This is a genomic window from Capillibacterium thermochitinicola (assembly GCF_013664685.1).
Lineage (GTDB): Bacteria > Bacillota > UBA4882 > UBA10575 > UBA10575 > Capillibacterium > Capillibacterium thermochitinicola.
The window spans coordinates 1-24,803 of sequence record NZ_JAAKDE010000027.1 but is presented as its reverse complement, the minus strand read 5'-3'; the positions used below and the strand labels follow the sequence as shown (position 1 = coordinate 24,803).

General features: G+C 52.0%; 26 protein-coding genes, 1 pseudogene and 1 other annotated feature. Of the genes and pseudogenes, 20 read left to right on the top strand and 7 right to left on the bottom strand.

The genetic code is table 11. The annotated features are described in order from the left end of the window. Positions 1-78: 78 nt before the first annotated feature. Positions 79-891, top strand: coding sequence for a zinc transporter ZupT (gene zupT, locus G5B42_RS10375; RefSeq protein ID WP_181340405.1), 813 nt, complete (start codon positions 79-81; stop codon positions 889-891). An 82-nt stretch (positions 892-973) separates the two neighbouring features. On the opposite strand, the gene G5B42_RS10370 is transcribed toward zupT (G5B42_RS10375), so the two are convergent. Next, positions 974-1,786, bottom strand: a complete 813-nt coding sequence (locus tag G5B42_RS10370; protein ID WP_181340404.1) for a hypothetical protein — start codon at positions 1,784-1,786, stop codon at positions 974-976. Between the two features lie 4 nt (positions 1,787-1,790). Here G5B42_RS10370 and G5B42_RS10365 point away from each other — a divergent pair, with 4 nt between their 5' ends. The 6 genes and pseudogenes from G5B42_RS10365 to G5B42_RS10340 all read left to right on the top strand — a co-directional run bounded on the left by G5B42_RS10365 (position 1,791) and on the right by G5B42_RS10340 (position 7,422). Beyond that, positions 1,791-2,018, top strand: coding sequence for a hypothetical protein (locus tag G5B42_RS10365; protein ID WP_231133495.1), 228 nt, complete (start codon positions 1,791-1,793; stop codon positions 2,016-2,018). A 367-nt stretch (positions 2,019-2,385) separates the two neighbouring features. Continuing rightward, complete coding sequence (locus G5B42_RS10360) at positions 2,386-3,186, top strand: glycosyltransferase family 8 protein (RefSeq protein WP_331274109.1); 801 nt, start codon at positions 2,386-2,388, stop codon at positions 3,184-3,186. 246 nt (positions 3,187-3,432) lie between these two features. Then, positions 3,433-4,250 (top strand): annotated as a pseudogene (gene zupT, locus G5B42_RS10355) (zinc transporter ZupT). Between the two features lie 40 nt (positions 4,251-4,290). Beyond that, entirely contained in the window at positions 4,291-4,773 is a 483-nt protein-coding gene (locus G5B42_RS10350; RefSeq protein ID WP_181340412.1) for a methylated-DNA--[protein]-cysteine S-methyltransferase, read from the top strand. Then, positions 4,770-5,615, top strand: coding sequence for a TrmH family RNA methyltransferase (locus G5B42_RS10345; RefSeq protein ID WP_181340402.1), 846 nt, complete (start codon positions 4,770-4,772; stop codon positions 5,613-5,615). The genes G5B42_RS10350 and G5B42_RS10345 overlap by 4 nt, the downstream gene beginning before the upstream one ends. Before the next feature lie 88 nt (positions 5,616-5,703). Further along, positions 5,704-5,957 (top strand) — a binding site (T-box leader). Positions 5,958-6,042: 85 nt separating this feature from the next. Continuing rightward, positions 6,043-7,422 (top strand): TrpB-like pyridoxal phosphate-dependent enzyme, encoded by a 1,380-nt coding sequence (locus G5B42_RS10340; RefSeq protein WP_181340401.1) that lies wholly within the window; start codon positions 6,043-6,045, stop codon positions 7,420-7,422. A 127-nt stretch (positions 7,423-7,549) separates the two neighbouring features. Here the strand turns inward: G5B42_RS10340 and G5B42_RS10335 are convergent, their stop codons facing one another. Continuing rightward, positions 7,550-7,993, bottom strand: coding sequence for a hypothetical protein (locus G5B42_RS10335; RefSeq protein WP_181340400.1), 444 nt, complete (start codon positions 7,991-7,993; stop codon positions 7,550-7,552). 167 nt (positions 7,994-8,160) lie between these two features. Here G5B42_RS10335 and G5B42_RS10330 point away from each other — a divergent pair, with 167 nt between their 5' ends. The 5 genes from G5B42_RS10330 (at position 8,161) to G5B42_RS10310 (ending at position 10,721) form a co-directional block, all read left to right on the top strand. Further along, the gene (locus tag G5B42_RS10330; protein ID WP_181340399.1) at positions 8,161-8,772 is read left to right on the top strand and encodes a TetR/AcrR family transcriptional regulator; all 612 of its coding nucleotides are present in this window, start codon (positions 8,161-8,163) and stop codon (positions 8,770-8,772) included. Between the two features lie 130 nt (positions 8,773-8,902). After that, positions 8,903-9,148 carry a hypothetical protein gene (locus G5B42_RS10325; RefSeq protein ID WP_231133494.1) on the top strand — a complete coding sequence of 82 codons (246 nt, stop codon included), beginning with the start codon at positions 8,903-8,905 and terminating at the stop codon, positions 9,146-9,148. Between the two features lie 161 nt (positions 9,149-9,309). After that, positions 9,310-9,621, top strand: coding sequence for an ArsR/SmtB family transcription factor (locus tag G5B42_RS10320; RefSeq protein ID WP_181340397.1), 312 nt, complete (start codon positions 9,310-9,312; stop codon positions 9,619-9,621). A gap of 123 nt (positions 9,622-9,744) precedes the next feature. Beyond that, positions 9,745-10,275, top strand: a complete 531-nt coding sequence (locus tag G5B42_RS10315; RefSeq protein ID WP_181340396.1) for a DUF2703 domain-containing protein — start codon at positions 9,745-9,747, stop codon at positions 10,273-10,275. 20 nt (positions 10,276-10,295) lie between these two features. Then, positions 10,296-10,721, top strand: coding sequence for an arsenate reductase ArsC (locus G5B42_RS10310; protein WP_181340395.1), 426 nt, complete (start codon positions 10,296-10,298; stop codon positions 10,719-10,721). Positions 10,722-10,818: 97 nt separating this feature from the next. On the opposite strand, the gene G5B42_RS10305 is transcribed toward G5B42_RS10310, so the two are convergent. Together G5B42_RS10305 and G5B42_RS10300 are read right to left on the bottom strand one after the other, a co-directional pair. After that, positions 10,819-11,493 carry an RluA family pseudouridine synthase gene (locus tag G5B42_RS10305; RefSeq protein ID WP_181340394.1) on the bottom strand — a complete coding sequence of 225 codons (675 nt, stop codon included), beginning with the start codon at positions 11,491-11,493 and terminating at the stop codon, positions 10,819-10,821. Next, on the bottom strand, positions 11,490-12,362 hold the full coding sequence (locus tag G5B42_RS10300; RefSeq protein ID WP_181340393.1) for a class I SAM-dependent methyltransferase: 873 nt from the start codon (positions 12,360-12,362) through the stop codon (positions 11,490-11,492). The genes G5B42_RS10305 and G5B42_RS10300 overlap by 4 nt, the downstream gene beginning before the upstream one ends. A 305-nt stretch (positions 12,363-12,667) precedes the next feature. Between G5B42_RS10300 and G5B42_RS10295 the strand changes: the two genes are divergently transcribed. From G5B42_RS10295 to G5B42_RS10280, 4 genes are all read left to right on the top strand, one after another. Beyond that, positions 12,668-13,027: an ArsR/SmtB family transcription factor gene (locus G5B42_RS10295; RefSeq protein WP_181340392.1), complete on the top strand. Its 360-nt coding sequence runs from the start codon at positions 12,668-12,670 to the stop codon at positions 13,025-13,027. Positions 13,028-13,045: 18 nt separating this feature from the next. Beyond that, entirely contained in the window at positions 13,046-15,160 is a 2,115-nt protein-coding gene (locus G5B42_RS10290; RefSeq protein ID WP_181340391.1) for a heavy metal translocating P-type ATPase, read from the top strand. Positions 15,161-15,403: 243 nt separating this feature from the next. Next, positions 15,404-16,249 carry an undecaprenyl-diphosphate phosphatase gene (locus tag G5B42_RS10285; RefSeq protein ID WP_181340390.1) on the top strand — a complete coding sequence of 282 codons (846 nt, stop codon included), beginning with the start codon at positions 15,404-15,406 and terminating at the stop codon, positions 16,247-16,249. Positions 16,250-16,306: 57 nt separating this feature from the next. Continuing rightward, positions 16,307-17,695: an MATE family efflux transporter gene (locus G5B42_RS10280; protein ID WP_231133493.1), complete on the top strand. Its 1,389-nt coding sequence runs from the start codon at positions 16,307-16,309 to the stop codon at positions 17,693-17,695. Positions 17,696-17,911: 216 nt separating this feature from the next. Here the strand turns inward: G5B42_RS10280 and G5B42_RS12305 are convergent, their stop codons facing one another. Further along, entirely contained in the window at positions 17,912-19,879 is a 1,968-nt protein-coding gene (locus tag G5B42_RS12305) for an oxidoreductase (protein ID WP_181340389.1), read from the bottom strand. A 150-nt stretch (positions 19,880-20,029) separates the two neighbouring features. Then, on the bottom strand, positions 20,030-20,620 hold the full coding sequence (locus G5B42_RS10270; RefSeq protein ID WP_181340388.1) for a hypothetical protein: 591 nt from the start codon (positions 20,618-20,620) through the stop codon (positions 20,030-20,032). 136 nt (positions 20,621-20,756) lie between these two features. Here G5B42_RS10270 and G5B42_RS10265 point away from each other — a divergent pair, with 136 nt between their 5' ends. Further along, complete coding sequence (locus G5B42_RS10265) at positions 20,757-21,179, top strand: CBS domain-containing protein (RefSeq protein WP_181340387.1); 423 nt, start codon at positions 20,757-20,759, stop codon at positions 21,177-21,179. Positions 21,180-21,346: 167 nt separating this feature from the next. Further along, positions 21,347-22,444 (top strand): GntR family transcriptional regulator, encoded by a 1,098-nt coding sequence (locus tag G5B42_RS10260; RefSeq protein WP_331274108.1) that lies wholly within the window; start codon positions 21,347-21,349, stop codon positions 22,442-22,444. A 252-nt stretch (positions 22,445-22,696) separates the two neighbouring features. Here the strand turns inward: G5B42_RS10260 and G5B42_RS11985 are convergent, their stop codons facing one another. After that, positions 22,697-22,957 (bottom strand): hypothetical protein, encoded by a 261-nt coding sequence (locus tag G5B42_RS11985; RefSeq protein WP_231133492.1) that lies wholly within the window; start codon positions 22,955-22,957, stop codon positions 22,697-22,699. Between G5B42_RS11985 and G5B42_RS10255 the strand changes: the two genes are divergently transcribed. Continuing rightward, positions 22,951-24,354, top strand: coding sequence for an L-fucose/L-arabinose isomerase family protein (locus G5B42_RS10255; RefSeq protein ID WP_181340385.1), 1,404 nt, complete (start codon positions 22,951-22,953; stop codon positions 24,352-24,354). The two genes, G5B42_RS11985 and G5B42_RS10255, sit on opposite strands and share 7 nt — an antisense overlap. Positions 24,355-24,471: 117 nt before the next feature. Beyond that, positions 24,472-24,803: FGGY family carbohydrate kinase (locus G5B42_RS10250; protein ID WP_269206211.1), on the top strand; the 332-nt coding region annotated here is incomplete at its 3' end.

Here is a 24,803-nt window from a genome sequence, read left to right as displayed (position 1 = left end):
GCAAAAGAGCCGGACGGGATTGATGTTGAACTTGTGTCTGGTGTCATGCCATGAAATAAGCGGAAAGGAGTGGACGCGATGACTTTTTCGACAAAGGACTTGCTGTTTGCTTTTGGTCTGACCTTACTGGCCGGATTATCAACGGGGATCGGAAGCATCTTGGCCTTTTATACAAAACAAACCAATAAGAGGTTTTTGTCGGCAACCTTGGGTTTTTCCGCCGGGGTCATGCTTTATGTTTCGATGATCGAGATCTTTGCGAAAGCACGGGCCTCTTTGGAGGCGGTTTTTGGCCCCGCCAAAGGATTTCTCGTTACGACCATTGCTTTTTTTGGCGGAATCCTTTTGATTGCCGTCATTGATAAACTGGTGCCTGACGTTGAAAACCCCCACCAAATGCGGGATGTAAAAGAGATGGATACGCCGGAAGCAGGGGATCCGTCGTTATTGCGCATGGGCTTGTTTTCAGCGCTGGCCATTGCGATTCATAATTTCCCGGAAGGACTCGCGACGTTTGTCAGTGCGCTGCAGGATCCAACTCTTGGTATCAGTATCACTGTGGCTATTGCCTTACATAATATTCCGGAGGGGATTGCCGTCTCGGTCCCGGTTTATTATGCCACGGAAAACCGGCGGAAAGCCTTCTGCTACTCTTTCCTGTCGGGGCTTTCGGAACCACTGGGTGCCATCCTCGGCTTCTTTCTGCTCTATAACTTCTTTACCCCGGCTATGTTTGGAGTGATCTTTGCCGGTGTTGCCGGGATTATGGTTTACATCTCCCTAGACGAGTTACTGCCCACTGCGGAGAAGTACGGGGAGCACCATATTGCCATCTACGGTTTGATCCTGGGCATGCTGGTGATGGCCATTAGTTTGGTTATGTTCGCATAGCAATGTTCCGGCGCTATTGATAAATTTGGCAAAATAAAGCAACCACCCATCGATAATGGGTGGTTGCTTTTGGTCTTGTCTATTAGAGGTTACCGAAGAAGATGAAATTACCGACCATTCCGTTCTTCTCTAAAGTTACTAGGTTACCATCCATAATGTGGCCGTAGATTATACTTTTGCTTTCAATAGCTTCTTTAAGGTCATCTTTATCTTTTCCTCTAAACTCGAAACTACCCTTTAAACGGATTATGGCATGAATGTAGCGCTGTTCCCCGTCAAGCTCAACCGGCAATTCACAGACCACCGGTCCCCCGCCCGCAGGGGTGGTACCGCTGATGACGATAGCGTTCGGATCAAAAGGTTCGGTGTCACTTTCTAAAGTGAAATAGAAGTCAATTGGATATCCTCCGGGGATAGGGGAAGAGGCAGAACCGTCCATGCTGTAATATTTCTCCGGGATCACAAACGTGATCTTGGAGGGGAGCGGTTTTCCTGTCGCCAATCCGACAAATTCAAAGTCTTCAATGGGGGGGAGGTCAGGGTTCAGGGTGTAGCGTTTCCAGCCTGTTGGGTCTTGTTCATCTGATATTTGGCCAAACAATATGGATTTATTTTTAACGGCTTCCTCTATGTCGGCCTGGGTTTTTCCTTCGAGCCCGAAATCACCTTTTAATACCACCACAGCCAAAAGGTAGCATTCCTTGCCGTTTAACCCTACAGGAACAGTACCAAAAATCCTGCTTTCTTTATCCCGGGTGGTCCCTGTTATGGTGAGTATGGGGTTTAACGGTTGATCTTCGTCGATATCTTGGAAGAAATAGAACTTAACGGTTTTTCCTGATGGAATGGGATAAAGTTTGGAATCATCATCAACAGCTTCATATTCTACCGGCATTTTAATGGAAATTTCGAAGTCTTGCGGTTCACCGATGACCGGATCAGTCGGTGGTGAGTTTTTCTTTCCGCACCCGGTCAGTAAAAGGGCGATGACCTATTTTCTTTTTATTCATAATTTTGCTGTTGTGACAGCAAACGGAATGATCACTCAAGCCAGTCACTCTTTTTTCAAAAGTCCTAAAACGTCCGCGCCTTTTGGAGAAATTAACAAGAAAATCCCTGATCTTTAATGGAATAATATATAAATAACGACACATAACATTTTACCACGAAATAACAAGAAGATCAATTAGAACCATATATGGACAAGTATTACAAGAAAACCGTGGTAACCGGACTTTTAACACACCTATGTATTGAGCCAAAGCTCAGAACAGGGTATAATAAGACATAGGGTTTGGCAAGGATGAAGCCCTCCTAAACGGTACCCTGGTGACCATTGGTATGCGGAAAGTGGTTGGAAAGGGAGGATAATTTTGGTGTAAACTAAGGAAGGTGCCTTTAGGAGAGACCTTCCTTGTTTTTTGTTGGGTTTAACACGAGACCGGGAAAAGGATCAAGGCGAAAGAAAGTGTGGGAAGCGCAGTGAATGTTTTGGTGACACTGGATTCGAACTACCTCAGACCGCTCAAAGTAATGCTGTACTCCCTATATTTCAACAATCCGGGGGAAAAGATTGATCTTTACTTGTTGCATTCACGAATTAAACCGGAGGAGCTTAGTGAGCTTGAAGCATACATAAATCAACACGGCCAACGCCTGTTTGTGCTTACGGTTGGGGCGGATGACTTTGCCGATGCGCCGGTGGTTAAGCATTATACCAAGGAGATGTATTACCGGTTATTGGCGTTCAAGTATCTCCCGGCCGATCTGGACAAGATTCTCTATCTCGACCCGGATATCTTGGTCATTAACAGTATTAAAGAACTATACGATCTGGACTTGTCGGATTGGATGTACGCGGCGGCTTACCATGACCGGTTGATGGTTAAGGAGATCAACAAATTCCGGTTTTTGGAGTATGACCTGGAAGAGTACTATAATTCCGGTGTCTTGCTGATGAACTTGGTGCGCCAAAGGGAACTTATTAAAGAAGAAGAGATCTTCGCCTTCGTGGAAAAAAACAAGAACCGTTTGATCCTGCCGGACCAGGATGTTTTAAATTCCCTCTATGCCAAACACATCAAGAAGATTGACGAGCTTAAATACAACTATGACACCAGGTTTTACAAGTACTTCCGATTTTTAAGTAAAGGAAAGATTAACATGGATTATGTGATCAAGAACACCGCGATCCTCCATTTTTGCGGCAAGAAAAAACCTTGGCACAGTAATTACAGTGGCGAGTTCCACTCTTTGTACAAACACTATGAGAAGCTGGCATTTCAAGGCCGTTAAGGCCTTTTTTTATTTTGCAGGGCGAAGTACGCTGGATTTTACGGTTCATGTATTGACAGGAGGCTGGTTCTGGAGTATTGTCCTGTTGGGATGAGCGGACAAGCCGTTGCCACGCCGGCTAACATTGGTGCTAGCGCCGGGAAGAAGGGCGAGCCGCGCGTGGAGTTTTGGCGCTGTTGGCCGGCGTCATGATCCGCGGTGGATGGCGGAATAGCTTAACTAATTTTTTACGAAAGGGGTAAGACGATGCCGTTTGACATGAAGAATCTGATTTTTGCTTTTGGACTCACACTGTTGGCGGGTCTTTCCACCGGAATTGGCAGTTTGGCGGCTTTATACACTAAAAAACCAACCAATCGGAAGTTTCTCTCGGTCGTCTTGGGCTTCTCCGCCGGGGTCATGATCTATGTTTCGATGATTGAGATCTTTGCGGAAGCCCGGGTTTCCCTGGAAGCCATTTATGGCTCCCCGCAAGGATACTGGGCAACAACGATCGCCTTTTTTGCCGGCATCGCGTTGATTGCCCTGATTGATCGCTTTGTACCGAGTCCGGACAATCCCCATGACATCCACAACCTGAAGGAGATCGACGAAATGGAAGCCAATGATCCGGCTTTGCTCCGCCTGGGTTTGATTTCAGCGCTGGCGATTGCCATCCACAACTTTCCGGAAGGGATCGCCACTTTTGCCAGTGCGGTCAAAGAGCCGGCTTTAGGGATTACGATTGCCGTCGCCATCGCCATCCATAATATCCCAGAAGGCATTGCCGTCTCGGTACCGGTTTACTATGCGACCGGGAGCCGTAAAAAGCGCTTTTTTATTCGTTTCTCTCTGGATTTTCCGAACCGTTAGGGGCCCTGATTGGGTACTTTTTGTTCCGGATGTTCATTATTAATGAAGCGATGTTTGGTTGGATCTTTGCGGGGGTGGCCGGGATTATGGTCTATATCTCCCTGGATGAACTGCTCCCCACGGCGGAAAAATACGGGGAACATCATTCGGCGATCTACGGATTGATTCTGGGGATGATGGTGATGGCGGCCAGCTTGATGTTGCTGGCTTAAGATAAGCCGCATTTAGTTTCGTGGAAGGGTTGACGGGATGATGAAAAGCTTACTCCTGGTCGAGACGGTCATCGGCCGCCTTGGGCTTGTGGCCGAAGGGGATTATCTGACCGCAGTCTATTTTGAACACGAATCCCGGCCGCCGGATTTGCCGGTGCGTGAAACGGCACTGCTCAGCGAAGCCCGCGCCCAACTGATGGCCTATTTTGCCGGTCAACTAAGGACTTTCACCTTACCGCTGGCCCCAGCGGGCACCGCGTTTCAAAGGCGCGTCTGGCAAGTTTTGCGGGAAATCCCTTATGGGGAGACGGTCAGCTATAAAGAGGTGGCGCGGAGGATTGGCAACGAGAAGGCCACCCGGGCGGTGGGGCAGGCCAACAACCGAAACCCATTGCCGATCTTCATCCCTTGTCACCGGGTGATCGGGGCCAACGGGGCGATGGTCGGTTACGGCGGCGGGCTGGGAATAAAGGAAAAACTATTGGCACTGGAAAAGGGGTATTTAAAGGGGAAAAGCGGATGAGGCCAAAGACCAAAAGGATCTTTTCGGAGAACAACTATTTTCAACGGGTGGAAGTACTGAAAAGAAACCGGGAGAAGCGGAATAAGTACCGCCAGTTTTTTGTCGAAGGGGTCAAAGCGATTGATTTCGCCCGGCAGTATAACTGGCCGATTCGTTGGTTCGTCTATTCACGGGAAAAACCTCTCTCGGCGTGGGCGAAAGAGGTGTTGGCCACGTCCCGGGCCGAGCTGCACCTGGAGTTACCCTTGCGGCTGATGGCCAAGTTAAGCGAGAAGGAAGAGGAGATTTCCGAACTGATCGCCGTCGTCGACATGGTCGAAAAGGATCTGTCTCACCTTGAGATCAAAGACGACTTGTTGGTGGTGATCTTTGACCGGCCTTCCAGCCACGGGAATTTGGGGACCCTGATCCGGTCCTGCGAAGCGTTGAAAGTGGATGGTTTGATCATTACCGGCCATGGGGTTGATCTCTACGACCCCAAAACAATCCGGGCCAGTATGGGTACGTTTTTTGCGGTTCCCATCTTTCGGCTGCCTTCCCACCATGAAGTCAGGCCTTGGTTGGAAAGGGTCAAACAGCAGTTACCCGCATTTCAGGTGGTTGGTTCCACCGCCCACGCCGAACCCTTGGTTGACGAAGCGGATTTCACAAAGCCAACGGCTTTACTGGTTGGCAATGAGACATACGGGTTGAGTAAAAACTATAAGGAACTCTGCAAAAGCTTTGGCACTTTAGTACGGATTCCAATGTACGGAGAGATTACCTCGTTTAACGTTTCTTGCGCCGCTTCGATTATTCTTTACGAGATTGACCGGCAACGCCGGAGAAGCGGTCGGCGTTGACCGCAAAAGTCTTCTGTGCTAAGTTTTTATTGACTTTTCTTCACCGGCTGTGTATACTATTAAAAAAGCTTTACAAGATCTTTAATTGGTCAAACCGGTGAGTAAGAAGAGTAGGTATAGTTGCTTGTTTGCAGAGAGCTGCAGGCGGTGGGATTGCAGCAACAGAGGGCTATACCGAATGGGCTTACGAGGGCAGGAAGAAAGGCCGTTTTGGTTGAGTAATACCTGACGGGATCTCCACCCGTTACCAAGGGAGCATATATGGTTGTATATGGAGAATGAGTGGGCGCCATGCGCCAAACCGGGTGGCACCGCAGAAGGCATTAAGCTTCTGTCCCAGTAATACTGAGACAGAAGTTTTTTTAATAAAAAAATAAAACAGTTTCTTTTCCAAGGTGAGAAGAGACGAGAGGAGAGGAGAATGAAGATGGCAAAGAAAGTACCGTACCGTCTGTATCTCAGTGAAGAGCAGATGCCGAGACAGTGGTACAACCTCCGGGCGGATATGAAAGAACAGCCCGAGCCGATGCTGAACCCGGCGACGCTGGAACCGGTGAAGGAGGAAGACCTTTATCCTGTTTTCTGCGAAGAACTGGCCAAACAGGAGATGGATGCAACCACCCGTTACATTGACATCCCCGGCGAGGTGCTGGAGTTTTACCGCATGTTCCGGCCGTCGCCTTTAATCCGGGCGTACAATCTGGAGAAAGCATTGGACACCCCGGCCCGGATTTACTTTAAATTTGAAGGGAACAACACCTCCGGTAGTCATAAGTTGAACTCCGCAGCCGCGCAGGCCTATTATGCAAAGAAACAAGGCTTGGCCGGCCTGACGACGGAGACCGGGGCCGGCCAGTGGGGCACAGCCTTGGCGGAAGCTTGCGCCTTCTTTAAGCTCCCCTTAATCGTTTACATGGTGAAATGTTCATACGAACAGAAGCCGTTCCGCCGGTCGGTGATTCAAACCTTTGGGGCGGAGATCATCCCGAGTCCCAGCACCACAACAAAAGCCGGCCGGGCCATTCTCGAGAAGGATCCGGACACCGGAGGCAGCCTTGGTTGTGCGATCTCGGAAGCGGTGGAAAAAGCGGTGACCACCGAAGGATACCGGTATGTGCTCGGCTCCGTGCTCAACCAGGTTTTACTGCACCAATCCGTCATCGGCTTGGAAGCGAAAACGGCCCTGGAAATGCTGGATGAGTACCCGGACATTATTGTGGGTTGTGCGGGCGGGGGCTCGAATTTGGGCGGTTTGATCGCCCCCTTCATGCAGGATAAGTTGCTGGGCAAGGCTTCGCCCCGGATTATCGCGGTCGAACCGGCTTCCTGTCCTTCATTGACCCGGGGCCGTTACGCCTACGATTTCTGTGATACCGGGCAAATTACGCCCCTGGCCAAGATGTACACACTTGGTTGCGGGTTTGTTCCGGCGCCCAACCACGCCGGCGGTCTGCGTTACCATGGGATGGCGCCGATCCTTTCCAAACTGTATCATGATGGCTATATGGAAGCGATGGCGGTCGAACAGACCAAGGTGTTTGAGGCGGCAGTTTTCTTTGCCAAGCACGAAACGATCCTGCCGGCACCCGAATCGGCCCATGCCATCTATGGGGCGATTGCGGAAGCCCTCAAGTGTAAGGAGAGCGGCGAAGCCAAAACGATTCTGTTTGGGCTGAGCGGGACCGGTTTCTTTGATATGACCGCTTATGAGTCATTCTTAAATGGAACAATGACCGACTATATCCCGACCGATGAGGACTTGGAGAAGGGCTTTGCCCAACTGCCGAAGGTCCCGGCGTTTAAGTAGTCCGGGGCCGCTCAGGAAGCGGGCGAAGGGAAGAAAGCTCTGAAAAGCGCTAAGAACATTAAAATCCTGCCGTTTGCCGGGCGGCAGGATTTTTTATAAATTGTCTTGTTTCCGGGATATTTAAGGGCTAATCATGGAGACGGATTTTTCGCAGTCTGACGGTGAAAAAGGCCAAACCGAGGCCAAAGACAAAATGGGCGACCGCGGTCAGGAGAAGCGCCGCGGGCGGAAGGAAGCCATGGATACTTTGGCTCAGTAAGGTCCCGAACAAGAAAACCCAGACGAGGATGGCAAAGCCACAACCTTTAAGATAGATAAACCGCCAACCGGTAAAAGTCAAAAGGTAAACGAAGGCCACACCCAAAAAACTGGCGACGGCTAAATCGGCGATTCCGCCGACCACGTAAGCCACGGGTCGCTGTAGAAGGTGTTTTTCCAAAAAACGGGAGGCGACAATCTGCCAAAACACCTGATCGGTAAAGTTGAAGAGATACCCGAGATAGTTCACGAGCAATTTGACCACGTCGGCCAACAGGCCGACCGTCATCCCGTAAACCACTTTGTCCCGCATGTCAGTCCATCTCCATGCGCAATAGTATTTTTATTTTCTCCTCCAGGCCGGCTTTCTTATGCGATAACCCTGAAGACCAAAGCTGTTAGCTGCTTTGCTTGACAAGAGGCGGAAAACATGATAATATTAGACCGATCGTTCGGTATATAATATGGGGTGTTATGTTGATGAAAAGCAAAAGGACGGAGCGGACGGACACCAGAGAAAGGATCCTTGAGGCTAGCGCCAAACTCTTTGCCGAGAAGGGATACAGCGCCACCGGGATCGACGAGATTGCCAGGAATGTCGGGATCACCAAGTCGGTCATTTATTATCATTTCAAAAACAAAGAAGATATTCTCCAGACCCTAATTGATGAAGCCTTTGCCCAAATTCAACAACCGGAGATTAATGAAGCCCATAAACGATTTCATGAAACCGGGGAACAGTTCCAGGAAATAATGGGGTTGCTGCAATTTATGGGAACAGAGCGCAACCGGAGGATCATTAAAATCATCTTCATGGAATCCATGAAGGACCAGGGCGAGTCTGTTCCCTTGTTCGAAATCTGGGATAAAAGTATGGCGATTCACCGGGATTTTAGCGGTCATCAGCTTGAAAAATGGCTAAACGACAATCCCCACCGGAAGGTGGAGGTCTTTTTCCTGTTTGTCCTCCCGTTGCTTTCCTTTTTTATCTTTCGCGATCGCTTCTGTGAACACTACAAGCTCAGTCCGGAAGAAGCTTGGGATGCTTTGAGTGTAGGGCTGATGGATTATTTTTATCCCAAGCTGTTTTAGGAGCCCGGGCTCTTGCCTGGGAGGGAACGCCAAATTTTTTTGGCCACATAATAGACCGAACGTTCTATATATAAAGAGCGGATTATCCAGCGGCCAGCCGCTTCAGGCTGAGGATTATTTGCTTGTCGCTTTGGAAAAGATCTTTCTCAATTACCACACCTTCATTTTCGGCAGTTTCATCAACTGCAACGACGGCAGCTTTATTTTGCTGCCGGAACTGAACTATAATGCCGCCGATAATCTGGAGGTCATCCTGGGTTCCGTGGTTCCTTGCGGTAAAAAAGGCAGTGAGTTTAACGGGACGTGGGAGGTAAACGGAGAAAAAATAGAAGTGTTAAAACCGTCCATTTATGTCCAGGCCAAACTTAGCTTCTAGTTTTGGTTTAATTCATGTCGAAAAAAGACCGTCCCAAAGGTGGACGGTCTTTTTCGTTGCAGTTCAATTGAAAAGAGAACATTGACAATTATCTATGTCCGCTGTATATTAGTGGATATAGATAATCATCGATATTTACTTTACCAACGGAGGTGATTCCCTTGGCGATCAATTACCGGGAATATGCTTCAATGATGAAAGCATTGGGTGATGAAACCAGGATTCAGATTTTGGCGATGCTATCCGCCGGGGAACTTTGTGCCTGTGAAATTTTGGAAAAGTTCGAGATTACACAGCCGACCCTCTCCTACCATATGAAAATTTTAAGCGAGAGTGGTCTAGTAAACAGTAGGCGGGACGGGGTTTGGATGAAGTATTCGCTTAACCGTGCTACTCTGGAGGCGCTTCAACGGTTTTTAAACGGGATCAATGCTGAAATTCAAACCACAAATAACTGTTGTGAATTAGATTAAGGAGCTGATTCGATGTCCGTTTTGACATGGGTGGTTTCTTTCGGGAAAGTGTTAAAGCCTAAGGAGATTAAGGCGATTCTGGAAAAACTGGGTTGAAGGGAATGCATGAATGAGGTGAACGAGATGAAAAACGATTTTACTGGTTGCTGCGCTTGCAGCGGAGGCTGTTGCGGCGGTGAGCAGGAAAAAAAGCAGTTAGTCATTGATTTTCTCTATCTTGATTTAAGTGTTTGCAGCCGGTGCCAAGGGGCGGAGAAGAACCTGGAGGAAGCTTTGGCCGAAGTATCCGGTGTTTTGGAGGCGGCGGGTTTTGCGGTTGTCGTCAATAAAATTAGAATTACTTCCCCGGAACTGGCGGAGAAATACCGCTTTGTCAGCTCGCCGACGATCCGGATCAACGGAGTCGATCTTGACCTTGAGGCTAAGGAGACCTCCTGTCGGGAATGTGGGGAGCTGTGCGGTGATGACGTTGACTGCCGGGTCTGGATTTATGAGGGTATTGAGTATACCGCGCCGCCGAAAGTGCTGATTATTAATGCGATTCTTAAAGCCGTCTATGGTGGGCAACCTCAGGATCCCGCTCCCCAACAGGAGTATAAACTACCGGAGAATTTACGGCGGTTTTTTGCCGGTCTCGAGAAGAAAACAGATTAATGTAAAGGAGCGTCGGGAATATGCCTAGGCTTAAACCAAAGCCGAAGGTGGCCTTTGTTTGCGTCCATAATTCCTGTCGGAGCCAGATTGCGGAAGCCCTAGGTAAACACTTGGCCGCTGATGTTTTCGAAAGCTATTCCGCCGGTACTGAACCAAAGGACCGGATTAATCCCGACGCGGTGCGGTTAGTAAAAGAATTGTACGGGATTGATATGGAAAAGACACAATATCCGAAGTTGATAGAAGCATTACCCCCGGTCGATGTGCTTGTGACCATGGGCTGCAATGTCTCTTGCCCGTCTCTCCCTTCCAAGCACCGGGAAGACTGGGGACTGGCGGATCCGACCGGAAAAAGCGATGCGGAGTTTAAAGCGGTAATCAATCAAATTGAAGAGCAAGTCCTCAAACTGGCGGAAGCGATTGCCGGTGGGCTGATCGAACTTTAATAGTTTTTTATAAGTTTGGTTACTAATAACTCCTGCGAGTTTCAAATTCAGGTAGTTATTGACTTCACTAAATCAGATGGGATCAATCCATTTTTTGTTAAATAAATCCCAAGGCGCCCGGTCGGGGGGGGGATGAGGTGAAGCTCATCTCCTCCTTTTTAGTGGGGTGCCGGAGAATGATCCGGTGGGACCAGAGGGCGATTTGCTGGCCCGTGGTGTTTAAGGCGGCGCCGTATTTTTGGTCTCCGTAAAGCGGGTGCCCAATGGTGGCAAACTGCACCCGGATCTGGTGCGACCGGCCGGTCAGCAGATTGATTCGGATTAAACTAAACCCCTCTTTTTCCGCCAGGACCGCGTAGTCCAGGATTGCTTTTTTTCCGCCCGGATCCGCCGGTGAAACAACTTTAACCGTGTTGGTCGCCCGGTCTTTGGCCAGAAAATGCTCCAGGTGTCCCTCCTTTGCCAATCGGCCATGCACGACGGCCAGGTAGGTTTTTTGAAACTGGCCGGTCCGGATCTGTTCCGCCAAGCGGGCGGCGGCCTTGGAGGTTTTGGCGAACACCATGACGCCGCCCACCGGCCGGTCCAAACGGTGGACCAAGCCAAGATAGACCCGGCCCGGTTTCTCGTACCGTACCTTGAGGTCTTCCTTTAAGAGGGAGAGGAGATCCGGATCCCCGGAAATATCCTTTTGGGTCGGGAGGTTCACCGGTTTCTCGACCACCAAAAGATGGTTGTCTTCATAGATCAGGGGGATACGCGGCCGGCTCATTCGTCGGCCTCCCAGCGGCCCGTAGCCCCGCAGGGTAAGACCAGTCCGGAACGGGCGATCGGGAGCCCGACTTCATCGGCGGTAACCGTGCCGCCGTATCTCTTTTTCAAGGCGAGGGTCAGAATGTTCCGGAGCACGGTGGGTGCCAAACCGGTGGTGTAGGAGTTGATCAGGAAAAAGAGCGGTTCCGGGGCGAGTACCTGCAGACAGAGGTCGATCAGGTTATACAACTCGTCTTCGATCTTCCAAAGTTCGCCATTGGGCCCCCGTCCATAAGAAGGAGGGTCCATGATAATGGCTTCGTATTGACGGCCACGGCGGATCTCCCTTTGCACAAATTTGACGACATCATCGACGATAAAACGAACCCGGCGGTCGGCCAAACCGGATAATTGGAGGTTTTCTTTGGCCCAGGTTACCATCCCTTTCGCCGCGTCGACATGGCATACTTCATCCGCGCCGGCATAGGCGGCGGCGAGGCTGGCGCCGCCGGTATAGGCGAATAAATTCAAGACCCGGACGGGGCCTGGGCACCCCTTTATCTTTTTGATGATCCATCGCCAGTTGACCGCCTGTTCCGGGAACAACCCCGTATGTTTAAAACCCATCGGTTTGACGTAAAACTTCAGATCACCGTAGGAGATCTCCCATTTCTCCGGGAGCGGCATAAAATATTCCCAGGAACCGCCACCGCTTTTGCTCCGGTGGTAGTGGGCATGGGCCTGGTCCCAACGCTTGTCCTTATTGATGGGCGGCCAGATGACCTGGGGGTCGGGGCGTCTTAGGATGTATTCTCCCCAGCGTTCCAGCTTTTCGCCGTTTCCGGTATCAATCAGTTCAAAGTCCGTCCAGTCATCAACCAGAAGCATAAACGTTTCCCCTTCCTCTTTCAGTCTGGGTTGTCTTTGTCTAGTAGGGTTCCCCAAGCCGGCAAGGTAAGCGCATGTGCAGTTTCGGAAAAGCCTATCTCTTCTGCCAATATGTTGTTGAAGAGATACTGCTATTAAGTATAACATAAAAACCTGGTTTTGATCTTATTCTGCCGAGCGCTGGGCGGAGTTTTTCGACGTTTTGCCAAAGTAGGGTGGATCTTTTGGTAAGAGTATCTTGACAGCAGAGAAAAGCTACTTTAAAATAACAATTAAACAATTGTTTAATCGTTTGGGGTGATCAAATGGTCGACAAAAATCCAGACCTTTGTGATGATTTTTGTCCATCGGCACTGGATTTTGCCACCCTCCGGGCGAAAGCGGCGGAAGTGGCCGGGTTGGCCGAGGTTTTTAAGGTCTTGGGGGATGAGACCCGGACGAAGATCGTCTATCTCCTGGCCGAGCGGCCGCTCTGCGTTTGTGATCTGGCGGAGATCTTGGAGATGACCCTGCCCGCCATCTCTCACCACCTCCGGTTGCTGCGCGCGATGCGCCTGGTTAAATACGTCCGGGAAGGGAAGATGGTTTACTATTCCCTGGATGATCACCACATCATGAACCTAATCAGGGAAGCACAAGAGCATTTGCTGGAAGAAAAGGCGTAAAAAGAAAGAAGGGAGAAAGTGCGTTATACTTTAGAGGGTTTGGACTGTGCAAATTGTGCGGCAAAGATTGAACGAGAATTGCAGAAGATTCCCGGACTGGAAAACGTTAAGGTAAACTTCGCGACGAAAAAAATCGACCTGCCGGAAGGGCTCTTTGCGGTTGCCCAGGAGGTAATCACCCGGCTTGAACCGGAGGTTAAATTAAAAAAAGAACAGGATGATGAAGACGCCACCGCCAAAAAGGTTCCTCTTCAGTTGTTGATCTCCGGTCTACTTTTTTTGATTGGGTTTATCTTCAACGAACAGTTGCATAATACGTCCTATTCTTGGTTGGAATACTTGGTTTTACTCTCTTCCTATTTCCTCGTGGGCTGGCCGGTCATTACGCGCGCCTTGCGGAACCTGGTGCGCGGCAATGTTTTTGATGAAAACTTCCTGATGACCCTGGCGACCGCCGGGGCGGTTGCCATTCACCAATTACCGGAAGCCGCCGGGGTGATGCTCTTTTACGCCGTTGGCGAGTATTTCCAGGAAATGGCGGTGAACCGTTCCCGCCGCTCGATCCAGGCTCTCCTGGATATTCAACCGGAATACGCCAACCTCAAGGAGAACGGAACAACCCGCCGGGTCCCGCCGGACGAAGTAGCGGTGGGGCAGACCATCGTGGTGAAACCGGGAGAGAGGGTACCCTTGGATGGGGAAGTGGTGGTGGGGACGTCCTTCGTTGACACCTCCGCCTTGACCGGCGAATCGACCCCCCGGAAGCTGGCGACGGGGGACCCGATCCTGGCCGGGATGGTGAACGGCGAGGGTTTGCTCACGGTGAAAGTAACCAAACCTTACCGGGAGTCATCGGTGGCGCGTATTTTGCATCTGGTGGAGCAAGCCGGGGAAAGGAAAGCCCCAACCGAGCAGTTTATTACGGTCTTCGCCCGGTACTACACGCCCCTGGTGGTGGCGGCGGCGGTGCTCATTGCGGTGGTACCCCCGCTACTCATTCCAGGCGCGACCTTCAATGCCTGGCTCTACCGGGCTCTGGTTTTGCTGGTCATATCCTGCCCTTGTGCACTGGTGGTTTCGATCCCCCTGGGGTATTTTGGCGGGATCGGCGGGGCCTCCCGCCATGGCATTCTGATTAAAGGCGCCAATTACCTGGATGCGCTGGCCAATGCCCATACGGTGGTCTTTGACAAGACCGGCACCCTGACCAAAGGCGTTTTCCGGGTGACGGAAGTGACGGCGCGGAACGGTTTTACCCCGGAGGAGGTGCTGACCGCGGCGGCTTGGGCGGAGGTGTTTTCGAACCACCCGATCGCCCAGTCGCTGCGCGAGGCGTACGGCCGGGCGATCCCGGTTGATCAGGTCCATGATTATCAGGAGATTCCCGCCCATGGGATCAGTGCGGTCGTTGCCGGGAAGCATGTTTTGGCGGGCAATGACCGTCTGATGCACCGGGAAGAGATCGACCACGTCGACTGTGAGGTCCAGGGGACCATTGTTTATGTGGCGATTGACCGGGAGTACGCCGGTTATATTGTCATCGCCGACGAGCTCAAGGACGATGCCAAAGCGGCGGTGGACGGCCTGAAAGCATTGGGCGTCAAAAAGGTGTTTATGCTTACCGGGGATGACACCACCGTGGCCGCGCGGGTGGCCGACCAACTGCAGGTGGATGGTTTTAAGGCCGAACTGTTACCGGAAGACAAGGTGTCTTCTCTTGAGGAGCTCATGGCGGAGCTGCCCAACCGTAACCAGCAGAAGCTGGTCTTTGTGGGAGACGGAGTAAACGACGCACCAGTCATCACCCGGGCGGACATCGGGGTGGCCATGGGCGGACTGGGGAGCGATGCGGCCATCGAAGCCGCCGATGTGGTTCTGATGGAGGATGCCCCGGCCAAACTGGTCCGGGCCATCGAAATTGCCCGGCGGACCAGGCGGATTATCTGGCAGAACATCTATTTGGCGTTGGCGGTCAAAGTTTTCTTTCTCGCCCTGGGCACTATTGGGGTGGCCTCAATCTGGGAGGCGGTCTTTGCCGACGTGGGTGTGACGTTACTGGCGGTGGTTAACGCCTCCCGGACGCTGCGCTTTGGCAGCGGCCACCAACTGTCATCGGCGCCTGCGCTTCTTTAAATCTTTTGCTTGCCCGGGAGAAGAAAACAGTTTATTATAAGAGAGAGCAGCGCTCCAAAATGCTGCTCTCTTTTTGTGACCCTAAAGAGAAGGGTAGTTTATTCAATTTTAATGATGGTGCGGGTAGGATTGGCCGCCGGAGAACAGTATATAATTTTTAAGTTAGAGCAATTTAAAGGCCGGTTGGCCCGGTGGCAAGGCCTGTTTGGTCCTGGTCGGTGACAAAGGGGGAGAATTTGCAAAATGGCGACTTTAATCCTGGTGTTAAAATCGGTGTTCTTAGGCATTGTGGAAGGGATCACCGAGTTTCTGCCGGTGTCTTCCACCGGGCATCTGGTTATTGCGGAGAATCTGATTGGTTTTCGCGGGGAAAGTCCGCACTATGTTGAGATGTACACTTACGTGATCCAACTGGGGGCCATTTGTGCGGTAGTGGCTTTGTATTGGGATAAAATCAGAGCGACGCTGGTTAATTTTTTTCCACGACAAGTTGGGTTTGCCCGTTCTGGTTTTAAATTCTGGTTCACCATTCTGGTGGCCTGCATCCCGGGCGGCATTCTGGGGGTTCTCTTCGATGATCTGGCTGAACAATATTTGTTTGCGCCGGTCCCGGTGGCAATCGCCTTGTTTGGCGGCGGCCTTTTAATGCTTTATGCGGAGAAGCGCTTGCGCGATAACCGGGCGAAGGGTGACATTTGGGATGTCTCTCTGCGGCAAGCATGGACCATCGGTTTGTTCCAATGCCTGGCGATTATTCCGGGGATGTCCCGTTCGGCTTCGACGATCATCGGGGGTTGGGTCGCCGGGCTGACTACGGTGGCGGCCACTGAATTCTCGTTTTTCTTGGCGATCCCCGTGATGGTGGGGATGAGCACCTTGAAGATCGCCAAATTGGGCGGGCTTGGGCTGTTGACCATGGGGGAACGCCTTTCCCTGGTCGTTGGTTTTGTTATTTCTTTTCTAGTTGCTTTGGCCGTGGTGGACGGGTTTATTGCCTACCTCAAGAAAAAACCGATGCGGATCTTTGCCCTCTACCGGCTGGTTTTTGCGGTGATTGTGTTAGGGGCCGGTCTGGCCGGATTCTTCTGAAGCAGGCCGGGCGCATAAACCCGGGCGCGCCCCTAATCTTGTCAGGAGGAGAAGAAATTGGATCAAAGTAAAGTTATCATAAACGGGGTGTTCACCGACCGGAAATTTTACCGCCGCATGCTGACCCTGGCTATTCCGGTGGCCATCCAAAATTTTATTGGTTCGTTTTTAAACATGGTCGATACGGTGATGGTCGGCCAGTTGGGGGAGACGGCGATTGCGGCGGTGGGGATTGCCAACCAGTATTTTTTCTTTTTTATGATGTTTCTGATCGGCTTAAGCGCCGGATGTTCGGTCTTTATCGCCCAGTTTTGGGGGACGCAGGATCTGAAGAATATCCGGCGGATTCTCGGGGTCGGACTGGGGTCGGCCCTTACGATCTCTGCCGTGTTTATGGTTGTCGGTCTTCTTTTTCCCCGCCAGATTATCATGATTTTTAATAATGACCCGCTCGTGATTGTGGAGGGAAGCCGGTATTTACGGATTGTACTCGGCAGTTACCTTTTTACCGGAATTGCCTTTGTTTACGTCTTTGCCTTGCGGTCCATCGGTAATACCCTGCTCCCTATGGCCGTCAGCACGGTGGCGCTGGTTTGTAATGTCTTCTTCAATTATATGTTGATCTTCGGGAAATTTGGGGCACCGGCGATGGGGGTGGCCGGGGCGGCGGTGGCGACGGTGATTGCCCGCGTGGTGGAGAGCAGTGTTTTGGTGGTCGTCATTTACCGGCACCGGGAGGTGTTGGCGGCTACACTCAGCGAATTGCTGGATTTTGATCTCGGGTTTATCCGGAAAGCCTACCGGACAATCCTGCCGGTGCTTCTTAATGAGATTTGTTGGGCCTTGGCCAGTCTGGTCTATGCGGTTGTTTACGGCCGGATGGGGACCCAGGCCGTCGCGACCATCCAGATCGTCAACACCATTACCAACCTTTTCATGGTGGTGATCTTCGGGATGGCTAACGCGGCGGCGGTGATGATCGGCAACAGTATCGGAGCCGGGGAAATAAGGCAAGCCAAGGATTACGGAAAAAGGTTTTCCGTTATGGCGGTGGCCGCGGGGATAATTTTGGGTCTACTGCTGGCGGTGTTTTCGCCCTATCTGCTCAATGCGTTTAAGGTCTCGGCCATGGTCCGGCATTCGACCCAGAACATTATTTATATCGTAGCCATCGTCTTTTTCATCCGGATCTTTAATATCATTGCGATCGTTGGGATTTTGCGGGGTGGGGGCGATGCGCGGGGGTCCTTCCTCCTCGAAGGGTTTACCATGTGGTTCATCGGCGTGCCTTTGACCGTGGCGGGTGCTTTTGTGCTAAGGCTGTCGGTTCATCTTGTCTATAGCTTGAGTCTTTGTGAGGAGTTGACCAAAGCTTTTCTGTGTTTGTGGCGCCTGCGTTCGGGACGGTGGATCCACAACGTGACCCACCGCTTTGGTGGGGGGTGAGCTTCCGGCCTCTTTTGGCCGCCGTTTTGGAGATAGTAGTTGCCCATCTAACTGGTTAGGAAAAAAGAAGACGAGTGAAAGTGACACGTGTTTTTGCCTAATTGTTAGTCAAGAGGTGTGGGAACAAAAGGGCTGTCCTGAGGGACAGCCCTTCTTTTTTTAATGGGTTGGCCGGGGCACGATACGGCCCGGCTGGCCGGTCAGTTACCCAACCGGCTACCGCCCGGAAACACCGTGAAGAGAAGGCGTCGCCGGGTCGGGCTGCCGGAAAAGGCGCAAAGCCACTTCATTGGCTTCGTAAAAAGCGCACGTGGCGTCGCGGGGTTCTTTCGCGTCACCGATCACATAAACCGGAGCCACCGCTTTCAGCTCTTTTTCCAAAGGATTGACGCTTTGGACGCCGACGGCGATGACGACATTGTCAGCGGGGATTAGGGTGTTGTTTTGGTCGTCAAGCTCCACACCTTTGGCGGTGATCCTTTTTACTTTGGTATTAACCCGGACGTCCACCTTATACTGCTGAAGACGTTCTTTCAGGAACTGTTTCCGGGCCGGCCCGAGGGTGCGGGCGATCTCACCTAAGGCCTCGATGACGGTCACCTTTTTCCCCTTTTCGGCGAGGAATTCGGCGGTTTCCACCCCGGTGGTGCCACCGCCGATCACGACCACCGTTTCACCGACCGAGGCGGGGTTCTCCAGGACCTCGGGGGCAAAACGGACGTGCGGTTGGTCGACCCCGTCGATCGGCGGTTTGATCGGCTTCGAACCGGTGGCGAGTATGATCGCATCGGGCTTCTCCGCTTCAACATTGGCCTTGGTGGCGGGGGTGCTCAGGCGAACATCGACCCCGCTCAGTTCCAGTTGTTTAATCAGCCATTCCACATCGCCGGCGATCTCACATTTTTTCGGCGGAATGCCGGCGAGACGCCACTGGCCGCCAAGTTTGTCGCTGGCTTCAAAGAGGACCACATCACAACCGCGGTCTTTGACAATCCGGGCCGCCTCCATGCCGGCCGGGCCCCCGCCGACCACGACCACTTTCCGTTTTGACGTGACCGGTTCAAAGGTAAAAGCTTCCTCCCGTCCGCAGGCCGGGTTCAGAGTGCAGGTGGCGTGCTTGCCTTCGATTAGCATGCGGTCGACACACCCCTGGTTGCAGGCGATGCAATGGCGCATCCTTTCATACTGTCCATTCCGGACTTTGTTGGGCCAGGCGGGGTCGGTAAGGAGGCTGCGCCCGATGGCAATGAAATCGGCTTTCCCTTGGGCCAGAATATCCTCGGCCAGGAAGGGATCGTTGATCCGGCCGACCGCGATCACCGGTACGGGGACGACCTTCTTCACCTCTTCGGCCGCCCAAACATTGAAACCCCGGTCCAAATCCATCGGCGGCACGGTGTAGCGCAAGCTTTCATAAAGGCCGGCCGAAACGTGGATGGCGTCCACACCGTGCTCCACGAGGAGCGGGGCGATTTTTTTCGTGTCCTCAATGGTCAAACCGTTATTAACCAGTTCCTCGCCGCTCAAACGGTAGATGACGGGGTAATCGGGGCCGACCTTGGCGCGGACATTGGCAATGACCTCCAGCGGAAAGCGGGCCCGGTTTTCCATGCTGCCGCCGTATTCGTCGGTACGGTGGTTGGAATAGGGGGACATGAATTGGGCCAGCAGGTACCCGTGGGCGCCATGGAGTTCCACGCAGTCAAACCCGGCCTCTTTGGCCCGGCGCGCCGCATCACCGAAACTTTCGACGATGTCCTGGATCATCTCCCGGTCCATCACCGTCGGCTCTTCCTGGCAGACAGGGCAGGGGATGGGGGACGGACCGATGATCGGGAGGCCGGTGACTCTGGAGTTGGTCTGCCGGCCGGCGTGCCAGAGCTGGATACAGGCTTTCGCGCCGCCTTCATGGATTACATCGGCCAGCCGTTTGAGGCCGGGGATAAAACGGTCATCCCAGATTGCCGGGCTCATACCGCCGGTGGTCGGGTGGACAGCTGCAATCTCCACCGTGATCATGCCGGTGCCGCCCGCCGCGCGTACCCGGTGGTAATGATAGAGTTGGTCGGAGACCGTCCCGTCCGCGTTCGCCATGCCCGTACCCATGGCGGGCATAATTAAGCGGTTTTTAATCTCCAATCGGCCGATCTTCGCCGGACTGAAGAGGGTTGGGAAAGTACTCACTTCATTTCTCCTTTCATCGTGGTTCGTGCTCGACTATAGTCTTTCCCTCGCGTGGCGAGATAAAACAGGTGCGGGCAATTACCGTAAAAAAGGAGAAAGAAGCGGGAGCCGGCGGGCCGATTTCACCGTTGAGGAACAGCGGAAAATGGATTATAATAAGTCGGAGTTACGTAAAGCGGCGAACATGGCCTCTTCAACCAACTTGTAGGGGTCAAACTCATCCAGGTCCAGTTGGATGCCGCCTTCGCCGGCGTTCACCCGGTTGGTCATCTTTGAAGAACCGTTGCTTTGGCCAAAGTAGAGGATCTGGTCCATCGCTAAATCCTTGAGGGTATAGATGAGCGTAAGCGAGCAGGTAGAGGAGACTTCGACCGCGACCCGGTGCGGTTCGATCTCCAGGTTGGGCCGGGGTTCGTTGATGATGATATCCGTCAACTTGATCGTGAGGAGAAAACCCAAACCCAATTCATCCCGGCAATAATCCTCCAACATCCTGCCGGAGTATGTACTGGCGTCCATTAAAAGTTTGGGGTTGATGACTTGCAGGTCAAAGCGTTTACTGATGTGGTTGATGAGTCTCGTTTCGAGGCTCCGTTCATAGGTGTAGGGCTCCGTTTCCAAAATGAGGCCGAGCCGTTCGCCGGCAAACCGCTCAAGGATACCCTCTTCAAACTCACAGCCGGTCGCCAGGAAGAGGGAGAGAACGAGTAGGGACAAGATCCGGGGCCAACGCTTACGCATCCGATCACCGCCTGTATTGCATAAATTAATCAACTTGATGCTATTATAGCGTACGTTTTGGCAAAATTAAATGAAATGTTTTGCCTCGATAGACGTTATAGGATGGTAGAGCCTGATCAGAAGGGGGAATGAAAGTTTGAATGTTGCTTTTTACCTGACACCGAAAGAAGAAGTGGTCTGGATCGCGGAAGATTCCACCATGCGGCAGGCTTTGGAAAAGATGGAATACCACCGTTATAGTGCGATGCCGTTGGTTAATAAAGAGGGTAAATATGCGGGGACCATTACCGAAGGGGATCTCTTGTGGAGCTTAAAACGGAGTCCGGAATTGAGTTTTAAGGATCTCGAAAAGATCCGGATTAAAGATATTCCCCGTTACCAAAAGAACGAAGCCGTCTCGATCAACGCCCAGATTGAGGAGTTGATCCCCCTGGCGGTGCACCAGAATTTCATCCCGGTGGTCGACGACCAGCAGAATTTCATCGGAATCGTTAAAAGAAGCACGATCATCAATTATTTATACCAGCGCCTGACCGCTTTCGCGTCCCAAGGCCGTTAGGATTTAAAAGCCTGGAAGTCTAAAAGGGCCGAAAAGGTCTAGACGCCGTTCGGGGAGATGGCGGGCCGGCGGCGCGACGGCAAAGACGGCCGAGAACGAAGACAATGAAAAACCCTGGGCCGGCCACCTTTTAAAATTTAAGAAGAAGAAACGAGTGGTGAAGAAACGTGGACCAAAACAGTATAACGCCGAAATATTACCGTTTAAAGGAATATCTGAAGGAGCAGATGAAACGGGGCGCAATTGCCCCGGGCAATCAACTGCCCTCCGAAAATATGCTGGCGGACCAGTTCAAGATCAGCCGTCACACCGTCCGGAAAGCTTTAGATGATTTGGAACACGAAGGCTTGATCTACCGGGAGCAGGGAAGGGGGACCTTCTGTGCTTATCCGGCGGCGGCCAAGGGCCAAACGGTGGCGGTCGTGACGACTTATATCTCCGAGTATATTTTCCCGGCCGTCATCAGGGGGATCGAAGAGGTACTCAGCGCAGCCGGCTGTTTGCTTCTCCTGGCCTCGACCGGGAATGCGAAAAGCAAGGAAGCCACCTGTCTGGAGAATTTATTGCAGCAAAAGATCGCCGGCTTAATTATTGAGCCGACGCAGAGTGCGCGGGAGAACGAAAATCTTGCCTACTACCGGGAACTGGAAAACCGGGGGATACCCTACTTGATGTTGCACGCCTACTATCCGGAGTTGGACCCGGCTTATATTATCCAGGATGACGAAAAGGGTGGTTATCTGGTGACCCAACATCTGATCCGGCTTGGACACCGGCGAATTGCCGGGCTGTTTAAAGCCGATGATTTACAAGGGGTTAAACGCCGGGCCGGGTATCTAAAAGCCTTGCAGGAGCATGGGATCGAGCCGGTGCCGGCGTTGATTGGCGCTTATGAGACGGAAGAACTCTATTCCTATCCCGACCAATTCGCCCGTAAGATATTGAAAGAAACACCGCCACCGACCGCGATGGTCTGTTACAACGACCAAGTCGCCTTATTTGTGCTGGAAGCGTTGCGGGAAAAAGGGGTTAAAGTCCCGGAAGAATTTTCCCTGATCAGTTTTGATGATTCCAGCTTGGCGGTGGCTTCGGAGGTTAAGTTAAGCGGCATCAAGCATCCAAAAGTAACCATGGGCCGCCAGGCGGCGCGCTTAATCCTTGATATGATCAAAGATAAAACATATAAGCCGCGCTTTGTTTTCCAGCCCGAGTTGATTCTCCGGGCTTCCTGCGGAAAAAATCATGGTTTGAAAAGGAGGAAATAGTTTAAGAAAGTGGTATTATTATATTAAAGTTGTACGCACAACCGTACAACTTTGCAGAAATTAGCAGCAAAAGAAGCTGCTTTTGGCGTCGCGAAGACGATGAAGATTAAATTGGGCGACGAGAAATAAAAGAGTAATAGGAACAAAGGGATAGTATTTTGGCTCTACTTGTACGTACAAGTTTGTGAAACTCTGTATTGGCGTCAATACGTTCGCGGGTGGATGACCGGCCCGGAAAGTGGACGAAGCAGGTCATGCTTGCGTTGTCGTGCGCAGCGCGGCCCGGGCGTCGCGCGCAAGGGGAAAGCAGGTATTTTCCCGGGCGAGAAGGAGGGGATAACGGACGGCGGTGCTGACTGTAACAAAACTGGTTCCAACCTCTAAGTTCCAGAAGGAATAAGAAGAATTGAGGGAAGGCAAGGAAGAAGGAATAGCCTGGATGATAAGGCATAAGTTTAAAAGGATGGCATGAATTTTCAGGATGAGAAGCGGGAGGTAATAAACAGATGACAACTTTAGGTATGATTGTCGGCAACCGTAATTTTTTCCCGTCGGAACTGGCGGAGGAAGGCCGGGGGCGGGTCCTTAAGGTTTTGGCCGGGTTGGGAATTGAGGTGGTCTGTCTTTCCCCGGAGGATACCCCGTACGGGACGGTTGAGACTTATGAAGAAGCGAAAAAATGTGCGGCCTTGTTTAAAGCCAATGCGGAGAAGATCGACGGTATTTTGGTGACTTTGCCGAACTTCGGTGATGAACGGGGCGTGGCGGATACGATTCGTCTCTCCGGGCTGAAGGTGCCGGTTCTGGTTCACGCCTTCCCCGATGAAACCACCGCAATGTCCATTGAAAAGCGGCGGGACAGTTTTTGCGGGAAGATGTCGGTCTGCAACAACTTGCGGCAGTATAACATCCCCTACAGCCTGACCCGGTTGCATACCGTGGCGCCGGAAGAAGAGAGTTTTAAAGAGGATATCCTCAAATTTGCCGCCGGCTGCTGCGTCGTCAACGGTTTGCGCAAAGCTCGTTTCGGCCAGATCGGGATTCGTCCGGTCAACTTTACAACCGTGCGCTATAGTGAGAAGCTTCTGGAACACCACGGCATTACCGTCGAGCCTTACGATCTTGCCGAGATTCTTGGCCAAATCGGCCGTCTTAAAGACGATGAACCGGCGGTTATAGAGCAGGTCGAGGCGATCAAAGGTTATACTTCCACGGCCGGGGTCAGTGCGGAAGCCTTGATCAAGATGGCGAAATTTGCCGTGGTCCTCAACCGCTTAATTGAAGAACACGACTGGAACGGGACGGCCATTCAATGCTGGACCGCGCTGGAAGAGTACTTCGGGGTTGTGCCTTGCGCGATCATGAGCATGCTTTCCAACCGCAAGAACCCCAGTGCCTGTGAGGCGGATATTACGGGGTTGGTTGGCATGTATGCCCTGACGCTTGCCTCCGGGCGGCCCAGCGCCTTATTGGATTGGAATAATAATTTCGGCGGGGATCAAAACAAATGTGTGCTTTTCCATTGCAGTAATCTGCCCCAGGATATCTTCGGTAATGAAGGGAAGATGGATTACCAGGCCATTATCGCCGGGACGGTTGGCAAAGAGAACACCTACGGGACGATTACCGGGCGGATGAAACCGGCCAAGGCCACGTTCTGCCGGGTATCAACGGACGATCTGAACGGCCGGATCCGGGCCTACGTCGGTGAAGGGGAGATTCTCAATGAAACACTGGAGACCTTTGGCGGATATGGCGTAATGGCGGTTCCCCGCATGCAAGAGCTTTTGCGTTACATCTGCGAAAACGGCTTTGAGCACCACGTGGCGATCTGCCCCGGGGAAGTGGCCGAGGTCATCAACGAAGCCTTTACCAAGTATCTCAACTGGCCGGTCTACTATCACCGTTAAATCTTACGGGGGGCGGCAACAGGAAGGAATCCCGGAATATAACGTTCTGGAACAACCATTGTGTTGTTGAGAAAAAAGTCGGGGGAGGGATCAAGGGTGGGCAGTGACCTTAAATCAATGATTGACAGCGGGTGTACGACCCTGGGTATCGAGTTTGGCTCCACGAGAATAAAAGCGGTGCTGAGCGGGGAGGACCATACTCCGCTTGCCTCCGGGTCACATACGTGGGAAAACAAACTGGAAAACGGCATCTGGACATACAGCCTTGAGGAGATCTGGACGGGCTTGCAAAGCTGTTATCAAGACTTGGCGGAGAATGTCTGGCGGCAATACAAGGTGAAGCTCACATGCACCGGCGCGATCGGCATTTCCGGTATGATGCACGGCTATCTTGTTTTTGACAAAAACGATCAACTGTTGGTTCCTTTTCGTACCTGGCGCAATACCAT

Excerpts from the sequence above, each read along its gene's own strand:
- zupT (WP_181340405.1), top strand. The coding sequence starts at position 79 with ATGACTTTTTCGACAAAGGACTTGCTGTTTGCTTTTGGTCTGACCTTA.
- G5B42_RS10370 (WP_181340404.1), bottom strand. The coding sequence starts at position 1,786 with ATGCCGGTAGAATATGAAGCTGTTGATGATGATTCCAAACTTTATCCC.
- G5B42_RS10365 (WP_231133495.1), top strand. The coding sequence starts at position 1,791 with ATGGAAATTTCGAAGTCTTGCGGTTCACCGATGACCGGATCAGTCGGT.
- G5B42_RS10350 (WP_181340412.1), top strand. The coding sequence starts at position 4,291 with ATGAAAAGCTTACTCCTGGTCGAGACGGTCATCGGCCGCCTTGGGCTT.
- G5B42_RS10345 (WP_181340402.1), top strand. The coding sequence starts at position 4,770 with ATGAGGCCAAAGACCAAAAGGATCTTTTCGGAGAACAACTATTTTCAA.
- G5B42_RS10340 (WP_181340401.1), top strand. The coding sequence starts at position 6,043 with ATGGCAAAGAAAGTACCGTACCGTCTGTATCTCAGTGAAGAGCAGATG.
- G5B42_RS10335 (WP_181340400.1), bottom strand. The coding sequence starts at position 7,993 with ATGCGGGACAAAGTGGTTTACGGGATGACGGTCGGCCTGTTGGCCGAC.
- G5B42_RS10330 (WP_181340399.1), top strand. The coding sequence starts at position 8,161 with ATGAAAAGCAAAAGGACGGAGCGGACGGACACCAGAGAAAGGATCCTT.
- G5B42_RS10315 (WP_181340396.1), top strand. The coding sequence starts at position 9,745 with ATGAAAAACGATTTTACTGGTTGCTGCGCTTGCAGCGGAGGCTGTTGC.
- G5B42_RS10310 (WP_181340395.1), top strand. The coding sequence starts at position 10,296 with ATGCCTAGGCTTAAACCAAAGCCGAAGGTGGCCTTTGTTTGCGTCCAT.
- G5B42_RS10305 (WP_181340394.1), bottom strand. The coding sequence starts at position 11,493 with ATGAGCCGGCCGCGTATCCCCCTGATCTATGAAGACAACCATCTTTTG.
- G5B42_RS10300 (WP_181340393.1), bottom strand. The coding sequence starts at position 12,362 with ATGCTTCTGGTTGATGACTGGACGGACTTTGAACTGATTGATACCGGA.
- G5B42_RS10295 (WP_181340392.1), top strand. The coding sequence starts at position 12,668 with ATGGTCGACAAAAATCCAGACCTTTGTGATGATTTTTGTCCATCGGCA.
- G5B42_RS10285 (WP_181340390.1), top strand. The coding sequence starts at position 15,404 with ATGGCGACTTTAATCCTGGTGTTAAAATCGGTGTTCTTAGGCATTGTG.
- G5B42_RS10270 (WP_181340388.1), bottom strand. The coding sequence starts at position 20,620 with ATGCGTAAGCGTTGGCCCCGGATCTTGTCCCTACTCGTTCTCTCCCTC.
- G5B42_RS10255 (WP_181340385.1), top strand. The coding sequence starts at position 22,951 with ATGACAACTTTAGGTATGATTGTCGGCAACCGTAATTTTTTCCCGTCG.